Genomic DNA, 23366 nt, shown 5'->3' with positions numbered 1-23366 from the left:
TCCGGATAGGCAAAGGGCTTGCCGCGCTTGCCCCGGTTCATCTCCTCCAGCTCTTTCTCCCAGTTCTCGACGAAGTCCAGGTCGAGGAGCAGCTCGCCGCGCCTGACGAGCTGTTCGTTGTAGGTTTTCCAATCCCTCTCAACCTTTGACATCCTAACACACCTCGGTGGTTTTTTTCACCACCACCTCATCGGTCCAGCCCCCGGCAGCCAAAATATCGCTCTCAGGACAATTTTAAAAATTTAATGCAACACACCACATCCTACGTAAGTTATAAAAGTGTTAAAAGGATTATTTATCAAACACTGAAAGTAAAGCTTAAATCCGAAAAAGATGGTAAAAATAGGAGGGCGATATTATGAGCGCGCTTGGAGGTAGGCCGGTACTTGTGTTGCCGGAAGGTACGCGAAGATTAATCGGGCGTGATGCCCAGCGAATGAATATACTCGCGGCCCGGGTTATTGGTGAAGCTGTTAGAACCACCTTGGGACCGCGCGGTATGGATAAAATGTTGGTTGACAGCTTGGGCGACGTCGTAATAACCAACGACGGCGTCACCATCCTGAAAGAAATGGAAGTGGAACACCCCGCAGCGAAGATGATGGTGGAAGTCGCAAAAACGCAGGATGAACAAGTGGGTGATGGAACCACCACCGCTGTCGTCATCGCCGGGGAGCTGTTACACGAAGCCGAACGTCTTTTAGACCAGTCAATTCATCCAACCGTTATTGCAGGCGGCTACCGGCTTGCTGCAGAAAAAGCCCAACAGATCTTGGACAGCATCGCTGAACCGCTAAAAATCAGCGATGACGAAATTCTGAAGAAAATAGCCATGACGGCGATGAGCGGTAAAAAAGCTGAGGGATCTAGAGAAAAACTAGCCGATCTGGTCGTCAAGGCAGTGAAGCAAATAGTTGACAAGACCGACGGTGGCTACATTGTCGATATCGACTATATCGGCGTGGAGAAAAAACCTGGAGAAAGCACCGATGACTCTCAACTAATCCAAGGTGTGATCCTAGACAAGGAACGGGTTCACCCGGGAATGCCGAAGAGGGTTAAAAATGCAAAAATAGCTCTCCTCGACTGCGCCCTCGAGATAGAGAAGACCGAAACCGATGCTGAAATCAGGATAACCAGCCCGGACCAGCTCAAGGCGTTCATGAACGAGGAGGAATCGATACTCAAGGGAATGGTCGACAAGATTGTTTCCACCGGGGCCAACGTGGTCATCTGCCAGAAGGGCATAGATGATCTGGCCCAGCACTACCTCGCTAAAGCAGGGATTTACGCGGTGAGACGGGCAAAGAAATCTGACATGGAAAAGCTGGCCCGTGCCACCGGCGGTAAAGTGGTTACCAATTTGGATGACCTCACCGCAAATGATCTGGGCAAGGCTAGCTTGGTGGAGGAAAGAAAAATCGGCGACGACAAGATGACATTTGTCGAAGGTTGCAAGGACCCCAAAGCCGTTAGCCTGCTCATCAGGGGTGGAACGGAGCACGTTGTAGATGAGGTAGAAAGAGCCGTGCACGATGCCCTCTGCGTCGTTGGCGCCGCTATTGAAGATGGAAAATACGTGGTTGGTGGTGGTGCACCTGAAATCGAGCTGGCCAAACAGCTAAGGGAGTACTCTGAAACGGTGGGCGGCAGAGAAGCCTTGGCCATCAACGCCTTTGCCAACGCTGTCGAGTCAATACCTAGAACCTTGGCCGAAAACGCTGGAATCGATAGCATAGACATCTTGGTCGAACTGCGGGCTAAACACGAAAAACCAGACGGCAAACACTTCGGAGTCGACGCTTACAGGGGTAAAGTAGTTGACCTGTACAAAGAAGGGGTGCTTGAACCACTCAGGTCAAAAACTCAAGCCATCAAATCGGCCAGCGAAGCCGCAATAATGATACTGAGAATTGATGATGTTATCGCCGCCTCAAAGCGAGAAATCTCTCCGCCTAAAGGACCAAGCAAAGAGGGCGAAGAAGAAATCGGCGAAGATTAAATTTATCTTATGAACACTACGGCGGCCAAAGCGGCACCGTGTTGCTCAACAACATGGCCCGCTGAAACCGAAGTGATCTTCGTCGGCTCAAGTCCCCTTCTCTCCATCATGTACCTGACCATGTCCTCTGCCGTCCTTGCCGCCATTTTTTGAGTTATGCCGATGTCATGGTACTCTGAAACCATCCCGTGAGATGTCTCGCTGATTGCTATTCCCACTGCTGCGGCTATCTTCTGCCCCGGCGTTGAACTGCATATCTTAGAAATTACCAGCGGCACAATTGTTCCAGGTTCCATCTTCCTCCACTTGACTATCTTGCATCCGATAGGCCAAATGCTGGACACCGGCACTAGGTTGAGTTCCGCGATGCCAGCTTTTCTAAGCGCGTTATCAAACGCAACTAGCTCAAACGGACCATCAGCGTCGCCTGCAACCAGCGCAGCTTCTTTAGGCACTTCCCACATACCATCACACCATCCTAGGCCGATGCGTTATCTTTTCTAACAACATTCCCTCGATCTTGAGAGGGAATTTACGCCTCGCGACCTCCAAGGCTTCATCAAGCTTGGATTCATGTTCTGCATAAATTTCAAAAAGCGGTTCCCCCTTATCAACCTTTCCCTCCTTCTTCCGCAACAGCACGACGCCGGCGCCTTTGTCCCTTGGAGCTCCGGCCGCGCGCGCTATCTCGTTGACGTTTTGATTGTATATCTGAGTCACGTAGCCAGAATAGGGAGCCACCATCACCTCTTTTTTATCCCCAATAGGGACATCCTCCGGCTTGATATCTGGGTTGCCGCCTTGGGCAGCAATTATTTCACGCATTTTTTGATAGGCTTTGCCTGATCTTAGAATCTCCATCGCCATTTCCTTACCCAGACCCGGTGAGGCCACGCCACCTAGTTCGAGCATGATCGCCGCAAGGCTGGTCGATTTCTCAATCAGACTGCCCGGACCCTTGCCCAGCAGCGCCTCCAGCGCTTCCTTGGCCTCAAGGGCAGGCCCCACATTATGTCCTACTGGCTGGCCGCCATAGGTTATCGCCGCCTCCACCTGAACCTTCAGCTTGTGTCCTAGCTCAATAAAATCATGAGCAATGCTGCGCGCTTCGTCAACGCTTTCAACTTTTGCTCCAGGACCTGTAGGTATATCAATGAGAATGCTATCAACTCCCTCGGCCAATTTTTTTGACATAACGCTGGCCAACAGCTGGCATTTGGGATCGATGCCTAGCTGCCGCTCGGTAGCGATTATTATATCATCGGCTGGAGCGAGGTTAACGGCGCCGCCCCACGCCAAAACCCCGCCCACCTTGGTAGCTATTTTCTTTATTTCATCTATGCCCAGGGCCACGTTCGCCAATACTTCCATGACATCGGCTGTTCCGGCTGCGCTAGTGATGGCCCTGCTGCTGGTCTTAGGAACTGTTATTCCGGCTGCCGCCACGATGGGAACCGTTATCAGGGCGTATTTATTTCCCGGAACACCGCCTATGCTGTGAACATCGATGACATGCTCCCGATCAAACTCAATCTTATCGCCTGTTTCCAACATGTGCTGAGTTAGCGCAACTATCTCATCCAAATCCATATCTCGAATAAACTCAGAAACAACAAACGCCGTCATTTCGGTTGTGCTCAAATTGCCGTCCACGATGTCACGAATGATGGTGCCGATTTCATCGTAGCTCAATTTTCCGCCCATCATCTTCTTTTTGATTGACACAACCGACTGGGGACGCGGAGCAATTTCAACACTAACGATATCTCCGGATTTCAGCGACAAGGCCTCGGTGACCTCGCGAAAGGCGCCTAGCTCTCCGGGCTTAACCAGCTTGGTGGTTTCATTCGCAATCGCTACAATCGTCTTTTTTTCTGTAATCAGTTTTACCCTATCACCGGGAAAATGGCCGATTTCCTGGGAATCTGTCTCATGGATTACCACGATATTGCGTCCGGTTTCCATATCTAGCGGCTTAGCCTTGAGAGCCAGTTTTTTCATGGTACCAGAAGTTTTTTATGACGCTTAAGGGCTTAAACGTTTTGAACAAATCATGGGTTGATTTGATGATAGAAATCAAGGAATTGGCTGTGGAAAACAAAAAAATTCGTGGACTGGTGGCTGGACTGCCCAAGGCTCCGCTGGTAGCGTTGATTGCTCCCAAGGGGTATATAATGTGTGGTTATTTGAACCTAGAAACGGCGGAGAAACTGGGCCAAGCAGCGGCAATTGTAAGGGGCGTTGACGGCATTGAAGATATGTTAAATAAAAAGATCTCGGCGTCAACTAGTCAAGCAAAAATTCTGGGAATTATAGAAGGCATGTCGGTAAAGGAAGCTCTTAAAAAATTGCTTTAAAACATGCTGAATTTTCGAGATAGGTAATCATGGATATTGTCTCGCGTTTCTCACCGCTTCCACGAACTCTCGCATCAGCTTTGGGTCTTTTCTGCCCGGGCTCGACTCCACACCCGAAGCTACATCAACGCCGTGCGGTCTAACCAATTTTATCGCCTGCACAACATTCCTCGAGTTGAGACCTCCGGCAAGAAAAACTGGCTTGTCCACAACACTTCTTATCCTAGCGCTCAAGTTCCAATCGTGAGTTAGCCCGGTGCCGCCTCCGGTCTCTCCTTTCGTATCAATCAATAGAAAATCGGCGGCTTCAGAAACCTCTAGAACTCTGTTGATAATGCCCTCAGGGTTATCAGCCTTCTGAGGTACCGGAACAACGATCATAATCTGAGCATCGAGTTCTTCTCTCTTCTCAAGAAGCTCCTCTATCGGGAAGGTAAGGTGAAACTGGAGGCAGTCGGGCCTCAGTTTTCTGCAGATTTCCTTCACATCCCCCAAACTACGCGGCATGAAAACCGCTACTTTAGAAATACTTGGCTCAACTTCTCTAAAAATCTTCCTCGCTTGATCAACCGCCACATGACGCGATGATTCCGGAATGAGAATGACGCCTACCATGTCAACGCCCAACTCACATGCGGCTTTCACATCTACCACGCGGGTAAATCCACAAATTTTAATCTTAATCACGATTACACCTCAGGGCCTAGGGCTACTCATTACTAAACTTCTTGCTCCGGTTTAAATTTCTGTTTACAGGCGATAAATCTATCCTGACCGACTAAAAAATACTCGCTATATAAAAAACGGTTGCCCCAAGAATCGGCGGGAAACTGCACCGAAATGGTTTTTCCCTCCGGCTCTAAAAGGAGGTGAGAAAATAGCAAAAAATTTTGGTAAGGTCGAGACCCCGAGGGAAATATCGACGCTAAGAATCGTGGCCAAGCGCGAGGATAGAGAGCCTTACACGGTCAATATTCCGGTCAAGGGAGACGTGTTTTCATTAGTGATACCGAATGGTTACATAAATTGGCCCGAAGGCAAACCATACCCCGACTCCATCCGGATAGCCATTGACGAAGATCGCAGCCTCTGGGTAAACTTTGGCGTTTCTAAGGAACATGGCTTCTACACTTCGCTGCGAATTGGGAGAGCCACCGAATAAAAACATCACCGCCTTCAAGGCCGGCAGTTATTTTCTGCCGGCAAAATATCTGTTGATACCATTGACCATGGCCTCAACGCTTGCTAAGACAACGTCCTCACGAACTCCTTTGGCTAAGTAGATATTGCCATGCTCATCTTCAAGTTCAACGGTCACCTCAGCCAGCGCATCGCTTCCTCCCGTTATCGCATCAAGGTGATATTTCTTCAACCTGAGCTTCGAAATTTCACCCATCGCTGCCCGAATCGCTGCTATCGCCGCATCAACCGGACCCACGCCTGTCGCCGAACTTACCCTGTCCTGGCCGCGAATTCTCAAGCGTACCGAAGCTGTGGGGGTGATGGTGTTCCCCGTTGTCACCGTGACCTCCTTTAACTCTACGATTTTTTCTTCCTTCGGCAACGCACCGATTACGTTCTCCGCAATCACCCGGAGATCAGCTTCCGTAACTTGCTTGCCCTTATCACCAAGCGCCTTAACCTGGCGGGTAATCTCAAGAAGCTGCTTTCGATTGGCCTTTACACCTATGCTGCGCAGCTTTTTTTCGACGGAATGTCTGCCCGTGAGCTTGCCCAACTCCAACCGCCGATGGTGACCCACAAGCTCCGGGGAAAATGGCTCATAGGTACCAGGAAACTCTATCACCCCGTGCGCGTGAATCCCGGAAACGTGGGCAAAGGCATTATCACCAACGATAGCCTTGTTTGGCGGCACAGATATGCCAGTAAGACGTTCGACCAAATCCGAGGTCTCGGTAAGTAGCTCGGTTTTAACGCGCAAATTTATGCCGTAAAGTGTCTTTAGCGCCATGACAACCTCTTCCAGTGAAGCATTGCCCGCCCTTTCACCCAACCCATTCACTGCCACTTGAACCTGTTCGGCTCCTGCCTCCACGGCGGCGAGAGAATTGGCCACCGCCAGCCCGAGATCATCATGGCAGTGCACGCTCAGAGGCACCTTTATATGGGGTTTCAGTTGCGAAACCAGGTAATACATGCCTCGGGGGGTTATCGCGCCGATGGTGTCAGGGACGTTAATTCTATCCGCTCCTGCCTCAACAACGGCTTTATAAATCTCCTTCAGAAATCCTAAATCCGTCCTAGTCGCATCCATCGCTGAAAATTCAACTTTAACTCCGTGGTCCTTTGCGTATTCAACAAACTTCACCGCCTGTTTCAACACTTGCTCGCGCGTCATCTTCAGCACGTGTTTAAGGTGAATATCTGAGGTGCTGATGAAAAGGTGCACACAATCGACTCCGCAGCCGATGGCGGTGTCCACATCCTCCTTGATGGGCCTTGCTAGGGCACATATCTCGGCCTTCAGCCCCTCCTTAGCTATCGCCGTTACTGCTTTTTTTTCTCCCTCTGAAGAAACCGGTGTTCCGGCCTCGATCGTGTCCACGCCCAGCCGATCTAACTGCCTGGCGACGAGCATTTTTTGATCTGGGGTGAAGGAAACACCGGGGGTCTGATCCCCGTCCCTAAGCGTGGTGTCAAAAATTCTGACTCTCTTAGGCAGGCCAATTTCGCGGTTGACTAGCCTCGCGTAGTCGCTTACGAAAATCTTCTCCTGCATCTGAACCACCATCAATTACTTTAGCCATTAATATAATGTTCACCTATATAGCAAAAGGGGGGTCTGTCCAATGGAAAGGCGCAGAATAAAGGTGCTGGATACTACCTTGAGGGACGGCGAACAAACGCCTGGAGTAGCTCTTGCTCCAGAACAAAAACTGGAGATAGCCAGAGCGCTCGATGAGCTGGGGGTGGACATCATAGAAGCTGGCTCGGCCATATCTTCGGAAGGAGAAAGAAAGGCCATAAAGCTGATCACCAAAGCGGGGTTCCAAGCCGAGATTTGTAGCTTTGTCAGGGCAGCAAAAGAGGATGTCGACGCGGCGCTTGCCTGTGACGTCGACAGCGTTCACATGGTTGTTCCAACCTCGGATATTCACCTAAAATACAAGCTGAAAAAGACAAGAAAAGAGGTCAAAGAAATGGCCTTGAATGTCGCTCGGTACGCGCTTGATCACGGGTTAACAGTCGAGTTCTCTGCCGAAGACGCTAGTAGGACTGAAATCTCCTTTCTGTTGGATCTCCTCTCCGCTGCTGCTGAAGAAGGAGCCCAGCGGGTCTGTGTCTGTGACACGGTGGGAGTTCTAACCTATGAAAAATCACGCGAACTTTTTTCGACTTTAACCGGAAAAATTAAAGTGCCTGTGGCCGCCCATTGCCATAACGACTTCGGCATGGCTACTGCAAATACTGTGGCTGCTGTAATTGGAGGCGCCAGTGAAGTTCACGTTACCGTCAACGGTCTGGGAGAAAGGGGCGGGAACGCGGCACTGGAGGAGGTTGTTCTCGCTCTCTCACATTTCTACGATATCTCCACAGGAATCAAGCTGAAAAATCTCTACAGCGTCTCAAACCTAGTGGAAAAAATAACCGGCATGCCCGTCTCGCCTACAAAACCCATTGTAGGTGAAAATGCCTTCGCGCATGGAGCAGGAATACACACCCATGGCGTGCTTATTGAACCATCCACATATGAGCCGATACCGCCGGAAATGGTTGGTCAACGCCGCAGACTAGTCTTCGGTAAGCTCTCCGGATCCCATGCAATCGTAAGTGAGCTGAAGAAAATGGGGTTAAAGCCGACCAAAAAACAGGTCGAGGAAATCTTCAAACAGGTGAAACAGTTGGGGGACCGTGGCAAAATAGTTACTGACACTGAATTTCGGGCCATCGTAGACTCGGTCTTAGGACGGGAGTTCAAGGAAACCTTGAAGCTTGAGGAGCTTACTGTGGTAAGTGGAAATCGTGTTACCCCAACTTCGTCAGTCAGAATAAAGTTCGGCGACAAAGAGTTCGTTGAATCGGGCATAGGTATCGGGCCAGTGGACGCCGCCATGAATGCCATAAGCAAGGTTGTCGAAGGCACTGCCAACGTCCGGCTGATTGAATACCACGTCGACGCCATCTCCGGAGGCACCGACGCCATGGTCAGCGTGGTGGTAAAGTTGACGGACGGAAAAAGGATGGTCACAGCAAGGGGCACTAGCGGGGATATCATCATGGCCAGCGTTCAAGCTATGCTTAATGGTGTGAACCGCCTATTATGGGATAAAAAGATGAGGGGAAAATAATGACAACACCGCCGAACAACGAAGAACTCGAGCGCGTGAGAATGCCAAAACCAGGCGAGGTCCTTGGGATAGTGGAGCAGATGTACGGCTTCGATCGTCTCCGAGTGCGCTGCAGGGACGGCTTCACTAGGAACTGCAGGATCCCTGGAAGAATTCGCAAACGCCTTTGGGTTCGGGAAGGGGACGTCGTTATCGTACGGCCTTGGGCGGTGCAGGGGAAAGAAAAAGGTGACATAATTCACCGCTACACTGCTGCTCAGCTTGACGCCTTAAGGAGAAAAGGACTTTGGGAATAGGCGGGTAATTTGGAAGAGGATTTTGAGTCCATTCTGTCCAAAATCGATCGGAGGAAAGTCGAACGGCTGGAAAAGGACTCAGAGATATACAAGATAATGGCTCGAGTTTTTGACACCTCGACTCTGCTCACCCTGTACCGGCTAATTAATCGTGGAGTTTTCGACGTCTTCTATGGAAACATTTCTGCGGGCAAGGAAGCAAACATCTACTGTGCGCTGGACAAAAACGGAAACTTCGTGGCCGCCAAGATTTACCGAATCGCCACATCTGACTTCAAGAACATGCGGCGCTATCTGGTGGGAGACACACGTTTCAAGCGTGTGCCTGAGGACCGGCGCGGGGTAGTCTACGCTTGGACCTCCCGCGAGTTCAAAAACTTGCAACAGGCCCACGAAGCCGGAGTTCCCGTCCCCCGGCCAATAGACTATGAAAAAAATGTACTGGCAATGGAGTTTATCGGTGAGGATGGAGTTCCCTACCCACTCATGAAAGACGTGGCGCCCGAAAACCCGCGAAAAACTTTTGATGTCTTAATAGATTCGGTGAAAAAACTTTACCAAGAAGCGGAGATCGTCCACTCCGACCTTAGCGAATACAACGTTATGCTAACGCCGGACCCAGTATTGATAGATTTTTCAATGGGCACGGATATCAAAAATCCCATGGCGGAACAGCTGTTGATGCGCGACATTCAGAATCTGGTCAGATATTTCAAAAAGCTCGGTCTTAAAACTCCCGAACCATCTGAGATTTTTGCTGAAATTGTTAGATGATTGCAGGTCGCCTTCAGGTCTTTAGCTCGATAGCGATAGAAACTTCCTCTGGAACTTGAACCCTCATGACCTGGCGCAGGGCACGCTCGTCGGCCTGCATATCAATCAAGCGCTTATGGATCCGGAGCTCCCATCTGTCCCAAGTGATGGTTCCCTCACCATCCGGGGCCTTTTTGGTCGGAATCACTATTCTTCGAGTTGGGAGCGGTACCGGGCCCGAAATCTTAACTCCGACCCTCTCCGCTATTCCAACGATCTGCTTACAGACTTCGTCCAGCTTTTTAGGATCCACGCTAGCCAGCCTTATGCGTGCCTTTTGCAAACTAACCCCTTTACCCTAAAAGACGCTGAAGCCTATAAAAGATTTGGTCTACTTGGCTTTCACCAGGTCAACGCACACGCCCGCCGCAATCGTCATGCCCATGTCACGGATGGCAAAGCGGCTGAGCTGCGGTATTTCTGAAGCCTTCTCCAGAACCATCGGCTTGGTCGGCACCACCTTAATCGTGGCCATATCTCCCTTCTTTATGAACTCCGGCTTTTCCTGGACGACCGCACCGGTCTTAGGGTCAATTTTCTGCGTGATTTCAGTAATAGTGCAGGCGATTTGGGCTGTGTGCGCATGAAACACAGGTGTGTATCCGGCAGCAATAGCCGTCGGGTGTTGCAACACCGCGATCCTCGCCGTGAACTCCTTGACTACCGTTGGAGGAGATTTGGTGTGTCCGGCTACGTCCCCCCGCTTAATCGCCGTCTTTTCCACGCCGCGAACGTTAAAACCGATGTTGTCACCCGGCTCCGCCTGTGGGATCGACTCGTGGTGCATCTCAATCGACTTCACTTCACCGGTTACTCCGGCTGGCTCGAAAATTATGGTGTCTCCGACCTTCATCACTCCAGTCTCCACCCTTCCTACGGGTACCGTGCCCACGCCGGTTATCGAATAAACATCCTGAACCGGGACCCTCAGCGGTTTTTCAATCGGCTTGGGTGGTACCACAAAGCTGTCAAGTGCCTCGTAGAAGATCGGTCCTGTGTACCACTTCATGTTTTCGCTGCGTTTAACTACATTTTCTCCGTGGAAAGACGCCGTCGGGACAAAAATGAACTTTTCAGGGTTTTTGTACCCCACTGCTTTCAGCAGATCAATTATCTCCGCCTTTAGCTTGTTGTAAACTTCTTCCTTGTAGTTCACCAAATCCATCTTGTTTATCACTACGACGAGCTGACCGACACCCAGCGTAAACGCCAGCGCCGCGTGCTCGCGGGTCTGCGGCATGATCCCATCGTCGGCGGCCACGACCAGCACCGCGGCATCGGCTTGGCTCGCCCCGGTGATCATGTTTTTGACGAAGTCGCGGTGGCCGGGTGCGTCGATTATGGTAAAGTAGTATTTGTCCGTTTCAAACTTTTTGTGCGCGAGGTCAATAGTCAGTCCTCTTTCACGTTCCTCCTTAAGCGCATCCATTACCCACGCGAACTTAAACGTCTTGCCCTTATCTCCCATCGCCTCAAACTTTCTTATGTCCTCCTCTCTCACAAGTCCTTTGTCGAAAAACAGCCTGCCGAGCGTCGTTGACTTACCGTGGTCAACGTGCCCTATCGTTATAAGATTCAGGTGTGGTTTTGCCATATTATATCCTCCTTTAACTATTTCCTTTTACCCTATTTATTTAATAAGCTTTACTCACCTTGCTCCCTTAGCAATTCTCTCCATCTCTTCCTTTCTAGCCACGGCGAAGCTCTTGGTATCATTGTTGGCCGCCAGTATCAGTTCCTCGGCCAAACAATCGACTATGTTCTTCTTCCCGGAGAAAGCAGAGGCAAAGGCCCCTGCAGCCAAATTTTTCAAGGCAATGTCCAGCCTTCTCTGCGGTGAGGAATCCACCGCAATATAATATGTGATGCCACCATAGCTGATGCGGGTGGTCTCCTCACGGGGGGCTGAATTCTGAATCGCGTCAACCAGCACTTGCACTGGGTTCTTATTGGTCCTCTGCGCAATTATCTTGAAAGCATTGCGAACGATATTATAGGCCTTGTGTTTCTTGCCTGTCGCCCCAGCGCCGCGTATGGTCCTGCCACCCAGCTTCCTCGCGCCAGGCCCGGACCTCATCACCTTATTTATCAAGCGCTCTACCACCGAAACTTCGGCCTTTCCGAACTGCTTGCTGGCGTGTCTTCCCCCAGAGTGAAGGACAAAGGGGGCATCCAAGTGAAGGTACTGCTTAATTCCCGGATCTTTGACCTCTATCTTCTCGATATCCCATTCCCCAAAGTACTTGAAACCCAAGCAATCACCTAGTCGGCTTTTCCTTGCGTCCTTTCACGAGTTCTTTTAGCGAAATGCCGTTAACCTTCGTGACCTTATAACGAACTCCGGGGATGTCACCATAGGCCCCACCCTTGGCTCCACCTATTCCTTCGACGATAACCTCATCATGCTCATCGATGAACCCTATAGCACCATCCCCTGGCGCGAAGGCAGTTATCTGTCTGCCATTTTTAATCAGCTGGACCCGAACACATTTGCGGATAGCTGAGTTGGGCTGCTTGGCTTCAATTCCAACCTTCTCTAGAACTATGCCCCTAGCTTGGGGAGCTCCTTCCAAGGGGTCTGCTTTCTCATCTAACCTTAACACGCGGCGTTTATACTGGGCACTCTTCCATCTAAAGCGCTGCCTTGTGACCCGCAGCTTCCTTGCCGCAAACTCCCCTCTAGGTGCCTTCATATTACTCACTTATATCAGTAGTTAGTGTTGAGGTTTTATAAATCATATAAGTATTACGTCACTTATACCGTGGTTCCTCTCGGCAAGCTTTTTTGCTATTTGAATCTTTTTGCCCCCACGTCCGACGGCCAAACCTTTATCCTGCAGTTCTACGTTGACCATGGCCACTTTCTTCTCTCCCTTCTCCACTATCTTGATGCTCTGTACCCTCGCCGGCAAGAACACGTTTTTCAAGAACTCCACCGGATCATCCGAGTACTCGACCACTTCGATACCTCTTCCTATCACGCGCCGCGCCCTCTTTACCTTATCTCCGCCGCGCCCGACCGCCATCCCGAAATCCCCTTTGTTGACGACAAAAGTCACGTTGCCACCGAAATCATTGATGATGCAGTCGCGTACCCGCGCCCCGGTCAGGCCTTCAAAACTTGCTATGAAGCGCATCTCCTCTGCGGTGAATTTTATGGTCATCTTCGGCCCTCGGTGCTAAGGATGTTTGAGTTACCAGGATCCAACACTACCAGCATATCCACAGTAAAAGGTTTCCCGCAGGCAAGTCCGAGCGAGGTGCTGTCTCCCTCATAAACACGCAGCTCCACGCCAGCCAATCGGGAATAATGCCTTGCATCCTCTAGAGCTTCAGGCGCACAGTTGGAGGCGACTATCACCAGCTTTGCCTGTCCGTTTTTAAGCGCCTTCAGCGACCTGTTCGTCCCGATGATGACCTTGCCGGTAGCCACGGCCTGCGCTATCTTCTTACTTAGCTCCACTTTCTTCCCTCCGCATCACTAGCTCCACCATCCCCGTACCAATCGGGATCGGCTGCCCGGCAATAACGTTTTCAATTATTCCATCAAGGCGATCGCTCTCGCCGTGCACACATGCATCAAGCAGATGTTTAGTTGTGATCTCAAAGGAAGCCCGGGCAAGAACGCTGGATTTTTCCCCACTGACCCCGTGCCTTCCGACCTGGCTTACTTCGCCCGTGGCCGTCATCATGTCCGCCACCAGCATTATGTGTCTGATGTCAACATCGAGCCCCTGCTCCTCCAACGTCTTCACCGCCTCGTTAATTATGGCATTTCTTGCCGCCTCAATTCCCAATACGCTTTCAATCTCATGAACATTATTGGTGGTCGTCCTCGTCGCATCTACTTCGGGCATCATCAAAATCTCGGCCAAGTTGGAGCCCTCGGTGTAAACCACGTATTCATCCCCTTCCATTTTAACCACGACCCTAGTGATGCCCTTCACTCCCCGAAGCGGCATCGCTCTGACCCGAGAAACCAGCCTTCGCAACTCCGTTAGCGAAGCAGTCTCTGGTTTGAGACGTAGCTTATAACCATCAATCGTTATGTCCAGCTTGGGTATCTCCCTTAAAATATCGGCAATCTTTGAAGGCGTCAAATCCTTGCGCTGCAGACGGGATCGGTCTAGTGTGATGATGAAAACTGAATTTATGAGGTCCACCTCTGTCTGCAAGGCCAAATCCTCGACCGTGGTTAGTTCTACCTTCTGGGCGAACGCCTTGGCTTTCTCCTTGCTTTTGGCATAGGGCTCCTTCAAGTAAATAGTCATCAAAGCTGCGGACGGTGCCTTTCTGGCATCTATTATCTCGATAAGACGGGGCAAACCCAAGGTAACGTTGAGCTCGGCGACTCCTGCATAGTGAAAAGTCCTGAGGGTCATCTGAGTACCTGGCTCGCCTATGGACTGCGCCGCCACCGTACCGACCGCCTCGCCCGGTTCCACCAAGGCCTTGTAATATGCCTGCTTGACGCCGTCGAGTATCTCCTTGAGCTGCTCTCTAGTTATGGCCCTTTCTTTACTTACACGAATCAGACTGCTCTGTAGCTCGCGAAGAATTGACTCCGGCAGCTCGCCTTCGAGCTTTGTGACTTCGCTTTTTATCGTGTCAGATGAAACCCCGACCACAACATCACCCGAGCACCCTGTCTATGATCTTCTCGACGTTAACCGCCTTACCGCGGTCGCTGCGCGCTGGATCAACGCCGTCCTCTCCGTAGGTGAACTGAATTATGGCGCCTCGGTCGTCTCTTACGGTCCCATCGTACTCGACACGGAGATCCTGGAGAGCGTTGATCAACCTTCTCTGCATGTAACCACTCTGAGCCGTTCTCACCGCAGTATCAACAAGTCCCTCCCTGCCACCCATGGCGTGGAAGAAGAACTCCAGAGGCTGGAGGCCGTCCTTGTAGCTGGAGCTAATGAAGCCGCGGGACTCAGCGCCCAAATCTCCCGGCTTAAAGTGGGGCAACGTCCGGCCCCGGTAACCTCGGCTCAATCTCTCGCCACGGACTGATTGCTGGCCAACACAGGCCGCCATCTGTGTAAGGTTCAGCATGCTGCCTCTCGCTCCGGTTCTCGCCATGATAACCGCATGATTATTCAAACCCAGAAATTCCTCAGCGATTGCGCCCGCCTTGTCCCTGCTTTCGGCTAAAACCTCCATTATCCTCATTTCCAAGGTTTCCCGGAGAGAGCGTCCTGGTAGCGGCTCCATCTCGCCTGAGTTATAAATCTCAATAAGCTCGTTCACCTTCTTTTTGGCTTCCTCGATGCCTTCCACAATCCTCTCCTTTGCCTCTGGAGGTATGTCCTCGTCGTCGATGCCCGTGGTAAAGCCGAACATCATCGCAGCGGCTATCGACAGCCTTGTGACTCTGTCCAAAAACTCTCGTGCCGTGTCGGTACCGTAATCCTTAACAATTGTGTCCAATATCTCACACCTGTCAAGCGCTTTGAAACTGTTCGCGTCTATCACGCCCGTGAGCAACTGCCCCTTCTTTATGGTAACATAAGCGTCTATCTCACATTCTTCCTGTTTACACCTCGAGCAATTCTCGCATATCTTGGCCTTGAAAGTCAAATTGAGGTCCTTTGGTAACAACATGCTGAAAATTTGCTTTCCGGTCCAGTATTCGAACCCCTTCTCCTTAACAGCAGGTTTCGGCAGTTCCGACAAAATTCCAGCATAAGCTATCAGTTGCTGGGCCTGCTCGCGGGTCAACAACCGGCTCTTATGGGTTAAAAGATAGGCGCCAGTGATGTGATCCTGAATGCCCCCGATAATGGGGCCGCCGAACCTTGGCGAGAGTATCTGTTCCTGCACCTTCATTAAAATGCGGGCCTCGGCCTGCGCCTCCTCAGACTGAGGTGCATGAACGTTCATCTCATCTCCATCAAAATCGGCGTTATAGGGCGGGCAGACGCTGAGGTTAAGCCGGAAGGTTCTCCCAGGCAGCACTTTTACCTCATGGGCCATGATTGACATCCGGTGTAATGAAGGCTGTCGATTGAACAAGACGATGTCGCCATCCCGAAGATGCCGCTCCACAGTATAACCGGGGGCCAGATTATTGGCTATCTCTTCTCGATCCGCATAGCGAAGGTCAAACCTTTTGCCCTCATGATTTATCACACAGTTGGCACCGGGGAAAATATCTGGTCCTCTCCGGACGATATTACGCAACTCCTCCAAGTTATATTCGGTAACACGGACTGGGATCGTGAGAATCTTCGCCACATACTCAGGGACGCCGATTTCATTGATACTTATGTTCGGATCCGGTGACACCACCGTCCTTGCCGAGAAGTCCACACGCTTTCCGGAAAGGTTTCCTCGGAATCGTCCTTCTTTCCCCCTCAAACGCTGGGATAGTGTGCGAAGCACTCTTCCGGATCGGTGCCTCGCCGGAGGTATTCCGGAAACCGCGTTGTCAAAATAAGTCGTGACGTGGTACTGAAGCAATTCCCATAAATCCTCAACGATTAAGTGCGGTGCACCGGCCTCGATGTTCTCGGCCAAGCGTTGATTAATCCGGATGATGTCTACGAGTTTGTGTGTCAAATCATCTTCAGAACGAACTCCGGACTCCAACGTTATGCTGGGCCTGACAGTCACTGGGGGTACGGGTAAAACGGTAAGCACCATCCATTCCGGCCTCGCAACTTTTGGATCTATCCCTAGCAGAAGTGCGTCATCGTCATTTATTTTCTCCAGCCGCTCACGAACATCGCTCGGTGTCAGGCGGTTCTTACCCTCGATGAAAGTAGTCGGTTTTTCAAACTTTATTGCCGCCTGCTTTTCTCCGCAGTGGGGGCACTTTTCAACCGCGGTGGCGCTTCTTATCACTTGGGCTGAAATCTCCCACCATTTACCCCCGCTTTTCCGAGACTCCTCGATTAACTTGCGGTAGTGCTCTATCTTCTGATCCGACAACAATATCCGACCACAATCCTTGTTTCTACAAATTGAACGCAGGCAATCGTAAATAATCTCCACATAGCCCACGTGAATAACCGGCCTGGCCAGCTCTACATGTCCGAAGTGTCCCGGACATTCACCGGCGCGACCTGAGCACGTTCGGCACCTGAGTCCCGGGTCAACGACTCCTAGCCTTGTATCCATCAAGCCCCTATCTATCGGAAATCCGTCGTCGTCGTAAGTGTCCGCAGCAACTATTTTAGTGACCGATATCTTGCGGATCTCATCCGGTGACATCAGGCCGAAGTCGATTCTGTCAATCTGTTTTGGTATTCTCATCATCCTGACCACCTAAGCTCTGTCCCTCAATCTTATCCTCGGTGACATGCACAGAGATTTTAACTCGTCCATCATAAGCTTGAAGGCATACGATATCTGAACCTCATAGATCTCCGAGTCTTCATCGCACAGCGGGCAATAGGCCCGGTCGCTGCGTCGATCGTATACAGCGAACGATCCACATTTTCCACAGATTAACCCGGTATATCTGTCGGAGGCATCGAGAAGACGTTCGTTAAGCAGCATTGCCGCACCATGTCCGATCAAGCAGTCACGTTCCATCTCACCGAAACGCAATCCCCCTTCCCTCGCTCTGCCCTCGGTGGGCTGGTGGGTCAGTACTTGAACCGGACCGCGTGAGCGTGCGTGAATTTTGTCCGCGACCATGTGGTGCAGTTTCTGATAATAACAAACTCCAATGAAGATATCCACCGGAATCATCTCGCCGGTAATTCCATTGTAGAGTACCTCCTTGCCCGTGTGCTTGAACCCAAAGGATTTCATTGTTTCTCTGATTTCCTTTTCCGACATCCCGGAAAAAGCCGTCCCATCTATCCTTTTACCTGTGCAGGCCCCGACCTTACCGGCGACCATCTCAAGAAGCTGTCCCACCGACATTCGCGAGGGTATGGCATGTGGATTAATTACGATGTCCGGAGTTATTCCGTCCTCGGTGAACGGCATGTCGGCTCCAGCCAAGGTAATCCCGATAACTCCTTTCTGACCGTGCCTTGAGGCCAGTTTGTCCCCGATTTCGGGAATCCTCAAATCCCGGACCCGAACCCTAACAAACTTATTGCCCTCGGACGTCATGCTCACCAACACCATATCAACAATGCCCTCCTCACTGGGCCTCACCCTGATGGAGCTCTCCCGGCGACCGTGCTCAACAGCTAGGCCGAACTCGTCTATTTCCTCCAAGAATCTCGGGGGGCTGGTGCGCCCGATTAAAACGTCCTCCCCTTTGACTATCGATTCAACTTCGGTTACCCCATCCTCACCCAAGTTTCGATAAAGGCTCGCGTCCGCATAGCCCCTTATCTCCTCGCTTGGGACCTCAAACTTGTCCTCCTGGCCTCCGGGATACCGCGCCTCCTCGGCCTCATATATCCGGTAAAAGGTAGTCCGACCCATGCCCCGATCAATAGAAGCGCTGTTTACTATCAAGGCGTCTTCCATGTTGTAGCCTCCGTATGTCGCTATGGCAACGACGAGGTTCTGCCCAGCTGGCCTTCGGTCAAAACCAACGGCGTCCATGACCCGTGTCTTCACTAGGGGAACCTGCGGATAATGCAGGAAATGACCGCGCGTGTCCACCCGTTTGTGAATGGAGGTCGTTGTCAGCCCCAGTGCCTGCTTGGCCATGTTGGCACCGTAAGTATTACGCGGCGATTGATTGTGTTCCGCATAGGGAACTAAAGCCGCACTTATGCCCAGTATTGCCAACGGATGCAACTCCAAGTGGGTATGCTCAGGCGTCAGCTGATTCTCAAAGACGGCGATATAGGTGTTTTCCTCCTCCTCTGCATCAAGGTACTCCACTATCCCTGCCTGCACTAGGTCTCGCCAAGTCATCTTGCCCTCTTTGACCATCCTTACCATCTCTGGAGTTAGCTTGGATTTTCCTTCTTCCACGACAATGACCGGTCGCCGCACTCTGCCGGCGTCGGTGTTAATCCTGATCTCGTTGGTGTCCTCCCTGTAAGCCACATTGACCTGCTCATCCAAGTTCCCCTTGCGGCGATGTTGCTTTAGCTCCTCAATGAGCCGTTTACCATCTTCCGTCGTGCCGACCAATCTGCCATTTATGTACACGGCTGCCTTTCCTTTCCTCTCGCTGCCCTTTGTAATTCTGCTTACGCCCAACTTGTAAATTAAACGTTCAACCTTGCTTTCGTCGGTGCCGGTTGAAATCTCCGCCATGAGAGCGAGGTTTTTAACCAGTCCGCAGTTTGGCCCTTCCGGAGTCTCGCAGGGGCAAATTCTCCCCCAGTGGGTCGGGTGCAAATCACGGGCCTCAAAGTGGGGCTGGCTTCGGCTAAGAGGAGAAACCACGCGCCTGAGATGGGATATTGCTGCAATGTAGTTAGTCCTATCCAGAAGTTGGCTGACCCCAGTTCTGCCACCAGGCCAGTTTCCCGTGGCCAAGGCGTGTCTTATTCTTTCGGTCAAAACGTCCGCACGAGCGGCGGTTCTGAGGTTCATCTCGCGGCCCCGGGCATAAGCCCGCTCAAGTTGATACTTTATATCTCGGGTCAGGTTAAGAAACGCCAACCGGAATACGTTTTCCAGCAGGTCCCCGGCAAGCTTCAACCTTTTATTCCCATAGTGGTCCTTGTCATCAACATCCCGGCGACCCAACGCTAGTTCAATTACCTGTTCGGCCATGCTGCCCAGATAATACCCCTTGGCTATCCGATCCTCGGGTCTGGAGCCTATGTGCGGCAACAAATATTTATCTAGGACCTCTTGGGCCCGCTGCAACCGATACTCACGAGTTTGTCCGATTGCGACCCTCTTGCCGATGATGTCCAACGCGTCCTCCTTGGTCTTTACATCGATTGCCTCCTGCAGATTCTCAAAAAGTTCCCTGATGATTTCTGGATCCTCAGAAACCGCATTGACAATTTCCTTGTCGCTCTCGATACCCAGCGCGCGCATGATTACCACGAGCGGTACCTGACCGGGAACCGCCGGAAAGGCCACCCGCAGCAAACCATCCCGCTTTCTCTCGACTACCACCAATGACCTGAAGCCGCGATGCGTGGAAAAGACCTTGGCGACTTCCGTGCCCATGTGCTCGTCACGCTCAACTAAAATCGCATTCGAAGCCAAATCCTCCTGAGTCACGATGACGCGCTCGGAGCCGTTGATCACAAAGTAGCCGCCGGGATCGAGGGGATCCTCACCGACATTTATCAGCTGCTGCTCATCCAACCCGTGAAGCCTGCAGATTTTTGACTTCAACATTACCGGCAGCTCGCCGATATAGACCTCCTCGGGGGCTTGTTCCCTTCCATTTTTAACCAACTTCATCTCGAGTCTGATGGGGGCGGTGTAACTCAGGTTTCTAAGCCTGGCCTCGCTGGGAAACAGCGGGGGCCTAGAACCGTCGGTTTCCTTTGTTGAGGGTGAATCCAGATAAATCTTGCCAAATTTTACCTTTACCCCTTCAATATCGAGGTCTATGCCGCCGATCTCATCAATAACTTGCTGCAGCCCTCTTTCAATGAAATCGTTGTATGAATCCAGATGTTGCCTGACCAAACCCTTTTCTCTGAAGAAAGCTTCAACCAACGGCCAAGTGTCCTGCAACCTACCACCTATCCCTCAATCACATACCTGTAAGCAACCGCTTTCCCGGCGGTGGGGCTGTTCCTAGTGATCTTAATAACATCGCCTGGCTTGCCCCCTATTTCCTTCACCGCAGGATCTGAACTTTTTATCAGTGGAAGTTGATAAAGGCTTATCTTATACTTCTGGAGTAACTCTTCTACCTTGTCCTTGGATAGGACTTCATGCTTCGGCACCAGCACGTGCCTTCCGACTTGGAATTCTTCCGGCATTTTTTCACCAACCGCATTCACAGGCGGGCCCGGAGGGATTCGAACCCTCGACAGCCGGCTTAAAAGGCCGGTACGCTAACCAGACTGCGCTACGGGCCCCAGAAAGCGGTTAGAATCCAATTTATCCATTTCGCCATTAAAGTTCGTCTCATTTCCTTTTTAAGGTTTTCGAGTCTCGGTTTTGGGCTCAAACCCCTCGCGCCCAACCGCTTTTTCGGCACTTCTTCTCAAAATCCTGATGTTTTTAATTATATCACCTTTACCGTAGACCGAAAAACCGGCAACCAATATGTTCGCTCCCGCCTCCACGACCAAGGGAACGTTCTCTTCGTTCAGCCCGCCATCCACCTCTATTTCGGTGCCCAAGCCGTGTTTCTCGACCATCTCCTTGACCTTTCTTATCTTAGGCACTATGGAAGGCAGGAACTTCTGACCCCCGAAGCCCGGATTTACCGTCATTATCAAGACAAAATCGAGATCCTCCAAGACAAAATCGAGCATATTTAACGGTGTGGCTGGATTAAGCGCCACTCCAGCTTTAGCTCCAAGCTCTTTAACATGATGGATGGTGCGCTGCAGATGGACGCTGGCCTCAGCATGTACGGAGACCATATCCGCTCCGGCACTGATGAAGTCCTCCAAAAAGTTGTCCGGTCTTTCAACCATGAGATGAACATCAAAAGGTAACTTGGTCTTCTCCCTCAACCTCTTGACCACCGCAGGACCAAAGGTTATGTTGGGCACGAAATGTCCGTCCATTATATCCCAGTGGATGAGATCTGCCCCGGCTTCTTCTGTCTTTTTTATTTCTAAACCGAGCTGGCTGAAGTCGGCTGAAAGTAAAGACGGGGCGATCTTTATCTTCATCTATCTTTTCCTCCTCACTAACTTCTCTGCAGCTTTAACTATATCTGCACTCGTCAGCCCGTATTTGGCAAAAAGTTCTCTCCAGGGTCCCGACTCGGCATAGGTATCTTTTATACCCACCCGAACCATTGGAACTGGATTCTCCTCCGCGAGGACCTCTGCAACGGCTCCGCCGAGTCCCCCAAAAATAGTGTGTTCCTCAACCGTTACGATGGCACCGGTATCTGCCGCGGCGCGCAAAATCGTCTCTTTATCAATTGGTTTGATGGTGTGGAAGTTTATGACACCGGCTTTTATCCCTCGGTTCGACAATTCCTGTGCCGCCTTTAAGGACTCGGAAACCATAACGCCGGTGGCCAAGATGGTGACATCCTCCCCTTCCTTGAGAGAAATGCTCCGCCCTATCTCAAATTTTAGCTTCTTTCCCTGAGACCTGTACCCTTCTTCATAAATCTGGGGAGTCTTGGGACGATTTAGTCTCATATAAACGGGGCCATAGGTTTTTGCAATTTTCTTGGTGGCCACCCTAGTCTCTACCGCATCGGCAGGTAGAATCACAGTGACATTAGGCAAGGACCGCATGACGGCAATGTCCTCAATACAGAAGTGGGAGGAACCGTCCTCCCCTACGCTTATGCCACCATGAGTGGTGACCAGCTTAACGTTTAAATTAGGATATGCCACGGATTGCTTGAACTGGTTCAAGCCTTTTTCCACGCCAAATACAGAAAAAGTGCTGGCAAAGGCTATCTTGCCGGCAGAGGCCAATCCGGCGGCAATTGAAATCAGGTTCGCCTCAGCCACCCCTACGTCGAAAAATCTCTCTGGAAATTCTTGAGCAAAAAGAATCGTTCTGGTTGACGGAGAAAGATCGGCATCTAGAACCACGATATTCCTGTCCTCACGACCCAGCTCAACGAGTGTTTCCCCATATGCCTCTCTAGTTCCGGCTAGTTTCTCAAACATATAATTCCTCCAACGCTTTGGCCAGCTCTGTCTCGCTTAAGGGAGTGCCATGATACTTGCATTCACCTGCAAGGAATGACTTTTCCAACATGGGCACCCCCTTGCCTTTTATTGTATAAGCGATGATAACGGTGGGCTTTCCCCTCACCTTTTCCGCTTCATCCATGGCATCCAAAATTTGCTTCATGTCGTGGCCGTCTATCTTGATAACGTGCCAGCCAAAGGCGCTCCATTTTTCGCCGATTGGTTCAAGGTTCATCACTTTCTCCGTGCACCCGCTGAGCTGCTGACGGTTGTAGTCGACGATAGCGGTCAAATTATCTATTTTATAATGAGAAGCGGACATCGCCGCTTCCCAGATCTGCCCTTCATCTAACTCCCCGTCACCAAGCAAAACATAAACACGGTTTGGCTTTTTGTCCAACCTAAACGCCAAGGCCATTCCAACACCTATTGACAGACCTTGGCCCAGCGTGCCTGTGGAGGCATCTACCCCGGGCGTCTTTCTCATGTCTGGATGCCCTTGGAGAATGCTACCAACCTTTCTCAGATTCCAAAGTTCTTCCGTCGGAAAGAAGCCCGCGATTGCTAAAGCGGCATAAAGGGCGGGAGCGGCATGACCCTTGGAGAGGATAAACCTGTCCCGATCTTCCCAAGCGGGATTTTCGGGGTCATAACGCAGCTGGTGAAAATAGATCGCTGCTAGGATGTCGGCACAGGAAAGGGAACCGCCAGGGTGTCCTGAACCTGACTTTGTGGTCATTATCAAGGAGTACCTCCTAATCGTCAACGCTATCTCGGAAAGCCTCTTTATCAACTCGGCATCGTGTGGTGCCATCTTTCTGTTAAAGGGCGCCATTTTCTAGCCACGCTTACTAATTGTTGAAGACTAATTTCGCCTTCAATTTAACATTTTTGGTTTAAAAATG

General features: G+C 51.1%; 22 protein-coding genes, 1 tRNA gene and 1 pseudogene. 5 read left to right on the top strand and 19 right to left on the bottom strand.

Features of this window, described 5'->3' with window-relative positions:
* Positions 1-140: pseudogene (locus tag ACP5PX_RS02180) on the bottom strand (IS5/IS1182 family transposase); the annotation flags it as partial.
* A 218-nt stretch (positions 141-358) separates the two neighbouring features.
* Between ACP5PX_RS02180 and thsB the strand changes: the two are divergent.
* Positions 359-2002 carry a thermosome subunit beta gene (gene thsB, locus ACP5PX_RS02175; protein ID WP_428083520.1) on the top strand — a complete coding sequence of 548 codons (1644 nt, stop codon included), beginning with the start codon at positions 359-361 and terminating at the stop codon, positions 2000-2002.
* 2 nt (positions 2003-2004) lie between these two features.
* Here thsB and ACP5PX_RS02170 read toward each other — a convergent pair whose 3' ends face one another.
* Together ACP5PX_RS02170 and ACP5PX_RS02165 are read right to left on the bottom strand one after the other, a co-directional pair.
* Entirely contained in the window at positions 2005-2466 is a 462-nt protein-coding gene (locus tag ACP5PX_RS02170; protein ID WP_428083518.1) for a pyruvoyl-dependent arginine decarboxylase, read from the bottom strand.
* 4 nt (positions 2467-2470) lie between these two features.
* Positions 2471-4003: an AMP phosphorylase gene (locus tag ACP5PX_RS02165; protein ID WP_428083516.1), complete on the bottom strand. Its 1533-nt coding sequence runs from the start codon at positions 4001-4003 to the stop codon at positions 2471-2473.
* Between the two features lie 65 nt (positions 4004-4068).
* Here ACP5PX_RS02165 and ACP5PX_RS02160 point away from each other — a divergent pair, with 65 nt between their 5' ends.
* Complete coding sequence (locus ACP5PX_RS02160) at positions 4069-4359, top strand: YunC family protein (protein WP_428083514.1); 291 nt, start codon at positions 4069-4071, stop codon at positions 4357-4359.
* Between the two features lie 27 nt (positions 4360-4386).
* Here ACP5PX_RS02160 and ACP5PX_RS02155 read toward each other — a convergent pair whose 3' ends face one another.
* Together ACP5PX_RS02155 and ACP5PX_RS02150 are read right to left on the bottom strand one after the other, a co-directional pair.
* On the bottom strand, positions 4387-5046 hold the full coding sequence (locus ACP5PX_RS02155; RefSeq protein ID WP_428083512.1) for a phosphoribosylanthranilate isomerase: 660 nt from the start codon (positions 5044-5046) through the stop codon (positions 4387-4389).
* Positions 5047-5548: 502 nt separating this feature from the next.
* Positions 5549-7111 (bottom strand): 2-isopropylmalate synthase, encoded by a 1563-nt coding sequence (locus ACP5PX_RS02150; protein ID WP_428083510.1) that lies wholly within the window; start codon positions 7109-7111, stop codon positions 5549-5551.
* Positions 7112-7169: 58 nt separating this feature from the next.
* Between ACP5PX_RS02150 and ACP5PX_RS02145 the strand changes: the two genes are divergently transcribed.
* The 3 genes from ACP5PX_RS02145 to ACP5PX_RS02135 are packed head-to-tail and all read left to right on the top strand — an operon-like array spanning position 7170 to position 9739.
* Entirely contained in the window at positions 7170-8669 is a 1500-nt protein-coding gene (locus tag ACP5PX_RS02145; RefSeq protein WP_428083508.1) for a 2-isopropylmalate synthase, read from the top strand.
* Complete coding sequence (gene eif1A, locus ACP5PX_RS02140; protein ID WP_428083506.1) at positions 8669-8965, top strand: translation initiation factor eIF-1A; 297 nt, start codon at positions 8669-8671, stop codon at positions 8963-8965. Before ACP5PX_RS02145 ends, eif1A begins: the two co-directional genes overlap by 1 nt.
* 9 nt (positions 8966-8974) lie before the next feature.
* The gene (locus tag ACP5PX_RS02135; RefSeq protein WP_428083504.1) at positions 8975-9739 is read left to right on the top strand and encodes a serine protein kinase RIO; all 765 of its coding nucleotides are present in this window, start codon (positions 8975-8977) and stop codon (positions 9737-9739) included.
* Positions 9740-9752: 13 nt separating this feature from the next.
* On the opposite strand, the gene rpsJ is transcribed toward ACP5PX_RS02135, so the two are convergent.
* From rpsJ to ACP5PX_RS02065, 14 genes are all read right to left on the bottom strand, one after another.
* The gene (gene rpsJ / locus ACP5PX_RS02130; protein WP_428083502.1) at positions 9753-10061 is read right to left on the bottom strand and encodes a 30S ribosomal protein S10; all 309 of its coding nucleotides are present in this window, start codon (positions 10059-10061) and stop codon (positions 9753-9755) included.
* Positions 10062-10109: 48 nt separating this feature from the next.
* Complete coding sequence (gene tuf / locus ACP5PX_RS02125; protein ID WP_428083500.1) at positions 10110-11372, bottom strand: translation elongation factor EF-1 subunit alpha; 1263 nt, start codon at positions 11370-11372, stop codon at positions 10110-10112.
* 54 nt (positions 11373-11426) lie between these two features.
* Positions 11427-12032: a 30S ribosomal protein S7 gene (locus ACP5PX_RS02120; protein ID WP_428083498.1), complete on the bottom strand. Its 606-nt coding sequence runs from the start codon at positions 12030-12032 to the stop codon at positions 11427-11429.
* Positions 12033-12036: 4 nt separating this feature from the next.
* Complete coding sequence (locus ACP5PX_RS02115) at positions 12037-12480, bottom strand: 30S ribosomal protein S12 (protein ID WP_428083496.1); 444 nt, start codon at positions 12478-12480, stop codon at positions 12037-12039.
* A 33-nt stretch (positions 12481-12513) separates the two neighbouring features.
* Positions 12514-12942 (bottom strand): NusA-like transcription termination signal-binding factor, encoded by a 429-nt coding sequence (locus tag ACP5PX_RS02110; protein WP_428083494.1) that lies wholly within the window; start codon positions 12940-12942, stop codon positions 12514-12516.
* Positions 12939-13241 (bottom strand): 50S ribosomal protein L30e, encoded by a 303-nt coding sequence (locus ACP5PX_RS02105; RefSeq protein WP_428083492.1) that lies wholly within the window; start codon positions 13239-13241, stop codon positions 12939-12941. Before ACP5PX_RS02105 ends, ACP5PX_RS02110 begins: the two co-directional genes overlap by 4 nt.
* A complete protein-coding gene (gene rpoA2, locus ACP5PX_RS02100; protein WP_428083490.1) occupies positions 13228-14406 on the bottom strand; it encodes a DNA-directed RNA polymerase subunit A'' in 1179 nt (392 codons plus the stop codon). The genes ACP5PX_RS02105 and rpoA2 overlap by 14 nt, the downstream gene beginning before the upstream one ends.
* Positions 14407-14410: 4 nt before the next feature.
* Complete coding sequence (locus tag ACP5PX_RS02095; RefSeq protein WP_428083488.1) at positions 14411-17041, bottom strand: DNA-directed RNA polymerase subunit A'; 2631 nt, start codon at positions 17039-17041, stop codon at positions 14411-14413.
* A gap of 9 nt (positions 17042-17050) precedes the next feature.
* A complete protein-coding gene (locus tag ACP5PX_RS02090) occupies positions 17051-20353 on the bottom strand; it encodes a DNA-directed RNA polymerase subunit B (RefSeq protein ID WP_428083486.1) in 3303 nt (1100 codons plus the stop codon).
* 8 nt (positions 20354-20361) lie between these two features.
* Positions 20362-20604 (bottom strand): DNA-directed RNA polymerase subunit H, encoded by a 243-nt coding sequence (locus ACP5PX_RS02085; protein ID WP_428083484.1) that lies wholly within the window; start codon positions 20602-20604, stop codon positions 20362-20364.
* Positions 20605-20628: 24 nt separating this feature from the next.
* Positions 20629-20703, bottom strand: a tRNA-Lys gene (locus ACP5PX_RS02080).
* Between the two features lie 60 nt (positions 20704-20763).
* Positions 20764-21471, bottom strand: coding sequence for a ribulose-phosphate 3-epimerase (gene rpe / locus ACP5PX_RS02075; RefSeq protein WP_428083482.1), 708 nt, complete (start codon positions 21469-21471; stop codon positions 20764-20766).
* Positions 21472-22437 carry a transketolase family protein gene (locus ACP5PX_RS02070; RefSeq protein ID WP_428083480.1) on the bottom strand — a complete coding sequence of 322 codons (966 nt, stop codon included), beginning with the start codon at positions 22435-22437 and terminating at the stop codon, positions 21472-21474.
* Positions 22430-23296: a transketolase gene (locus tag ACP5PX_RS02065; protein ID WP_428083478.1), complete on the bottom strand. Its 867-nt coding sequence runs from the start codon at positions 23294-23296 to the stop codon at positions 22430-22432. Before ACP5PX_RS02065 ends, ACP5PX_RS02070 begins: the two co-directional genes overlap by 8 nt.
* Positions 23297-23366: the final 70 nt, after the last annotated feature.

It is taken from the genome of Hadarchaeum sp. (SeqCode) (assembly GCF_049969415.1).
Taxonomy (GTDB): Archaea; Hadarchaeota; Hadarchaeia; order Hadarchaeales; family Hadarchaeaceae; genus Hadarchaeum.
This window is presented reverse-complemented; position numbering and strand designations above follow the sequence as displayed.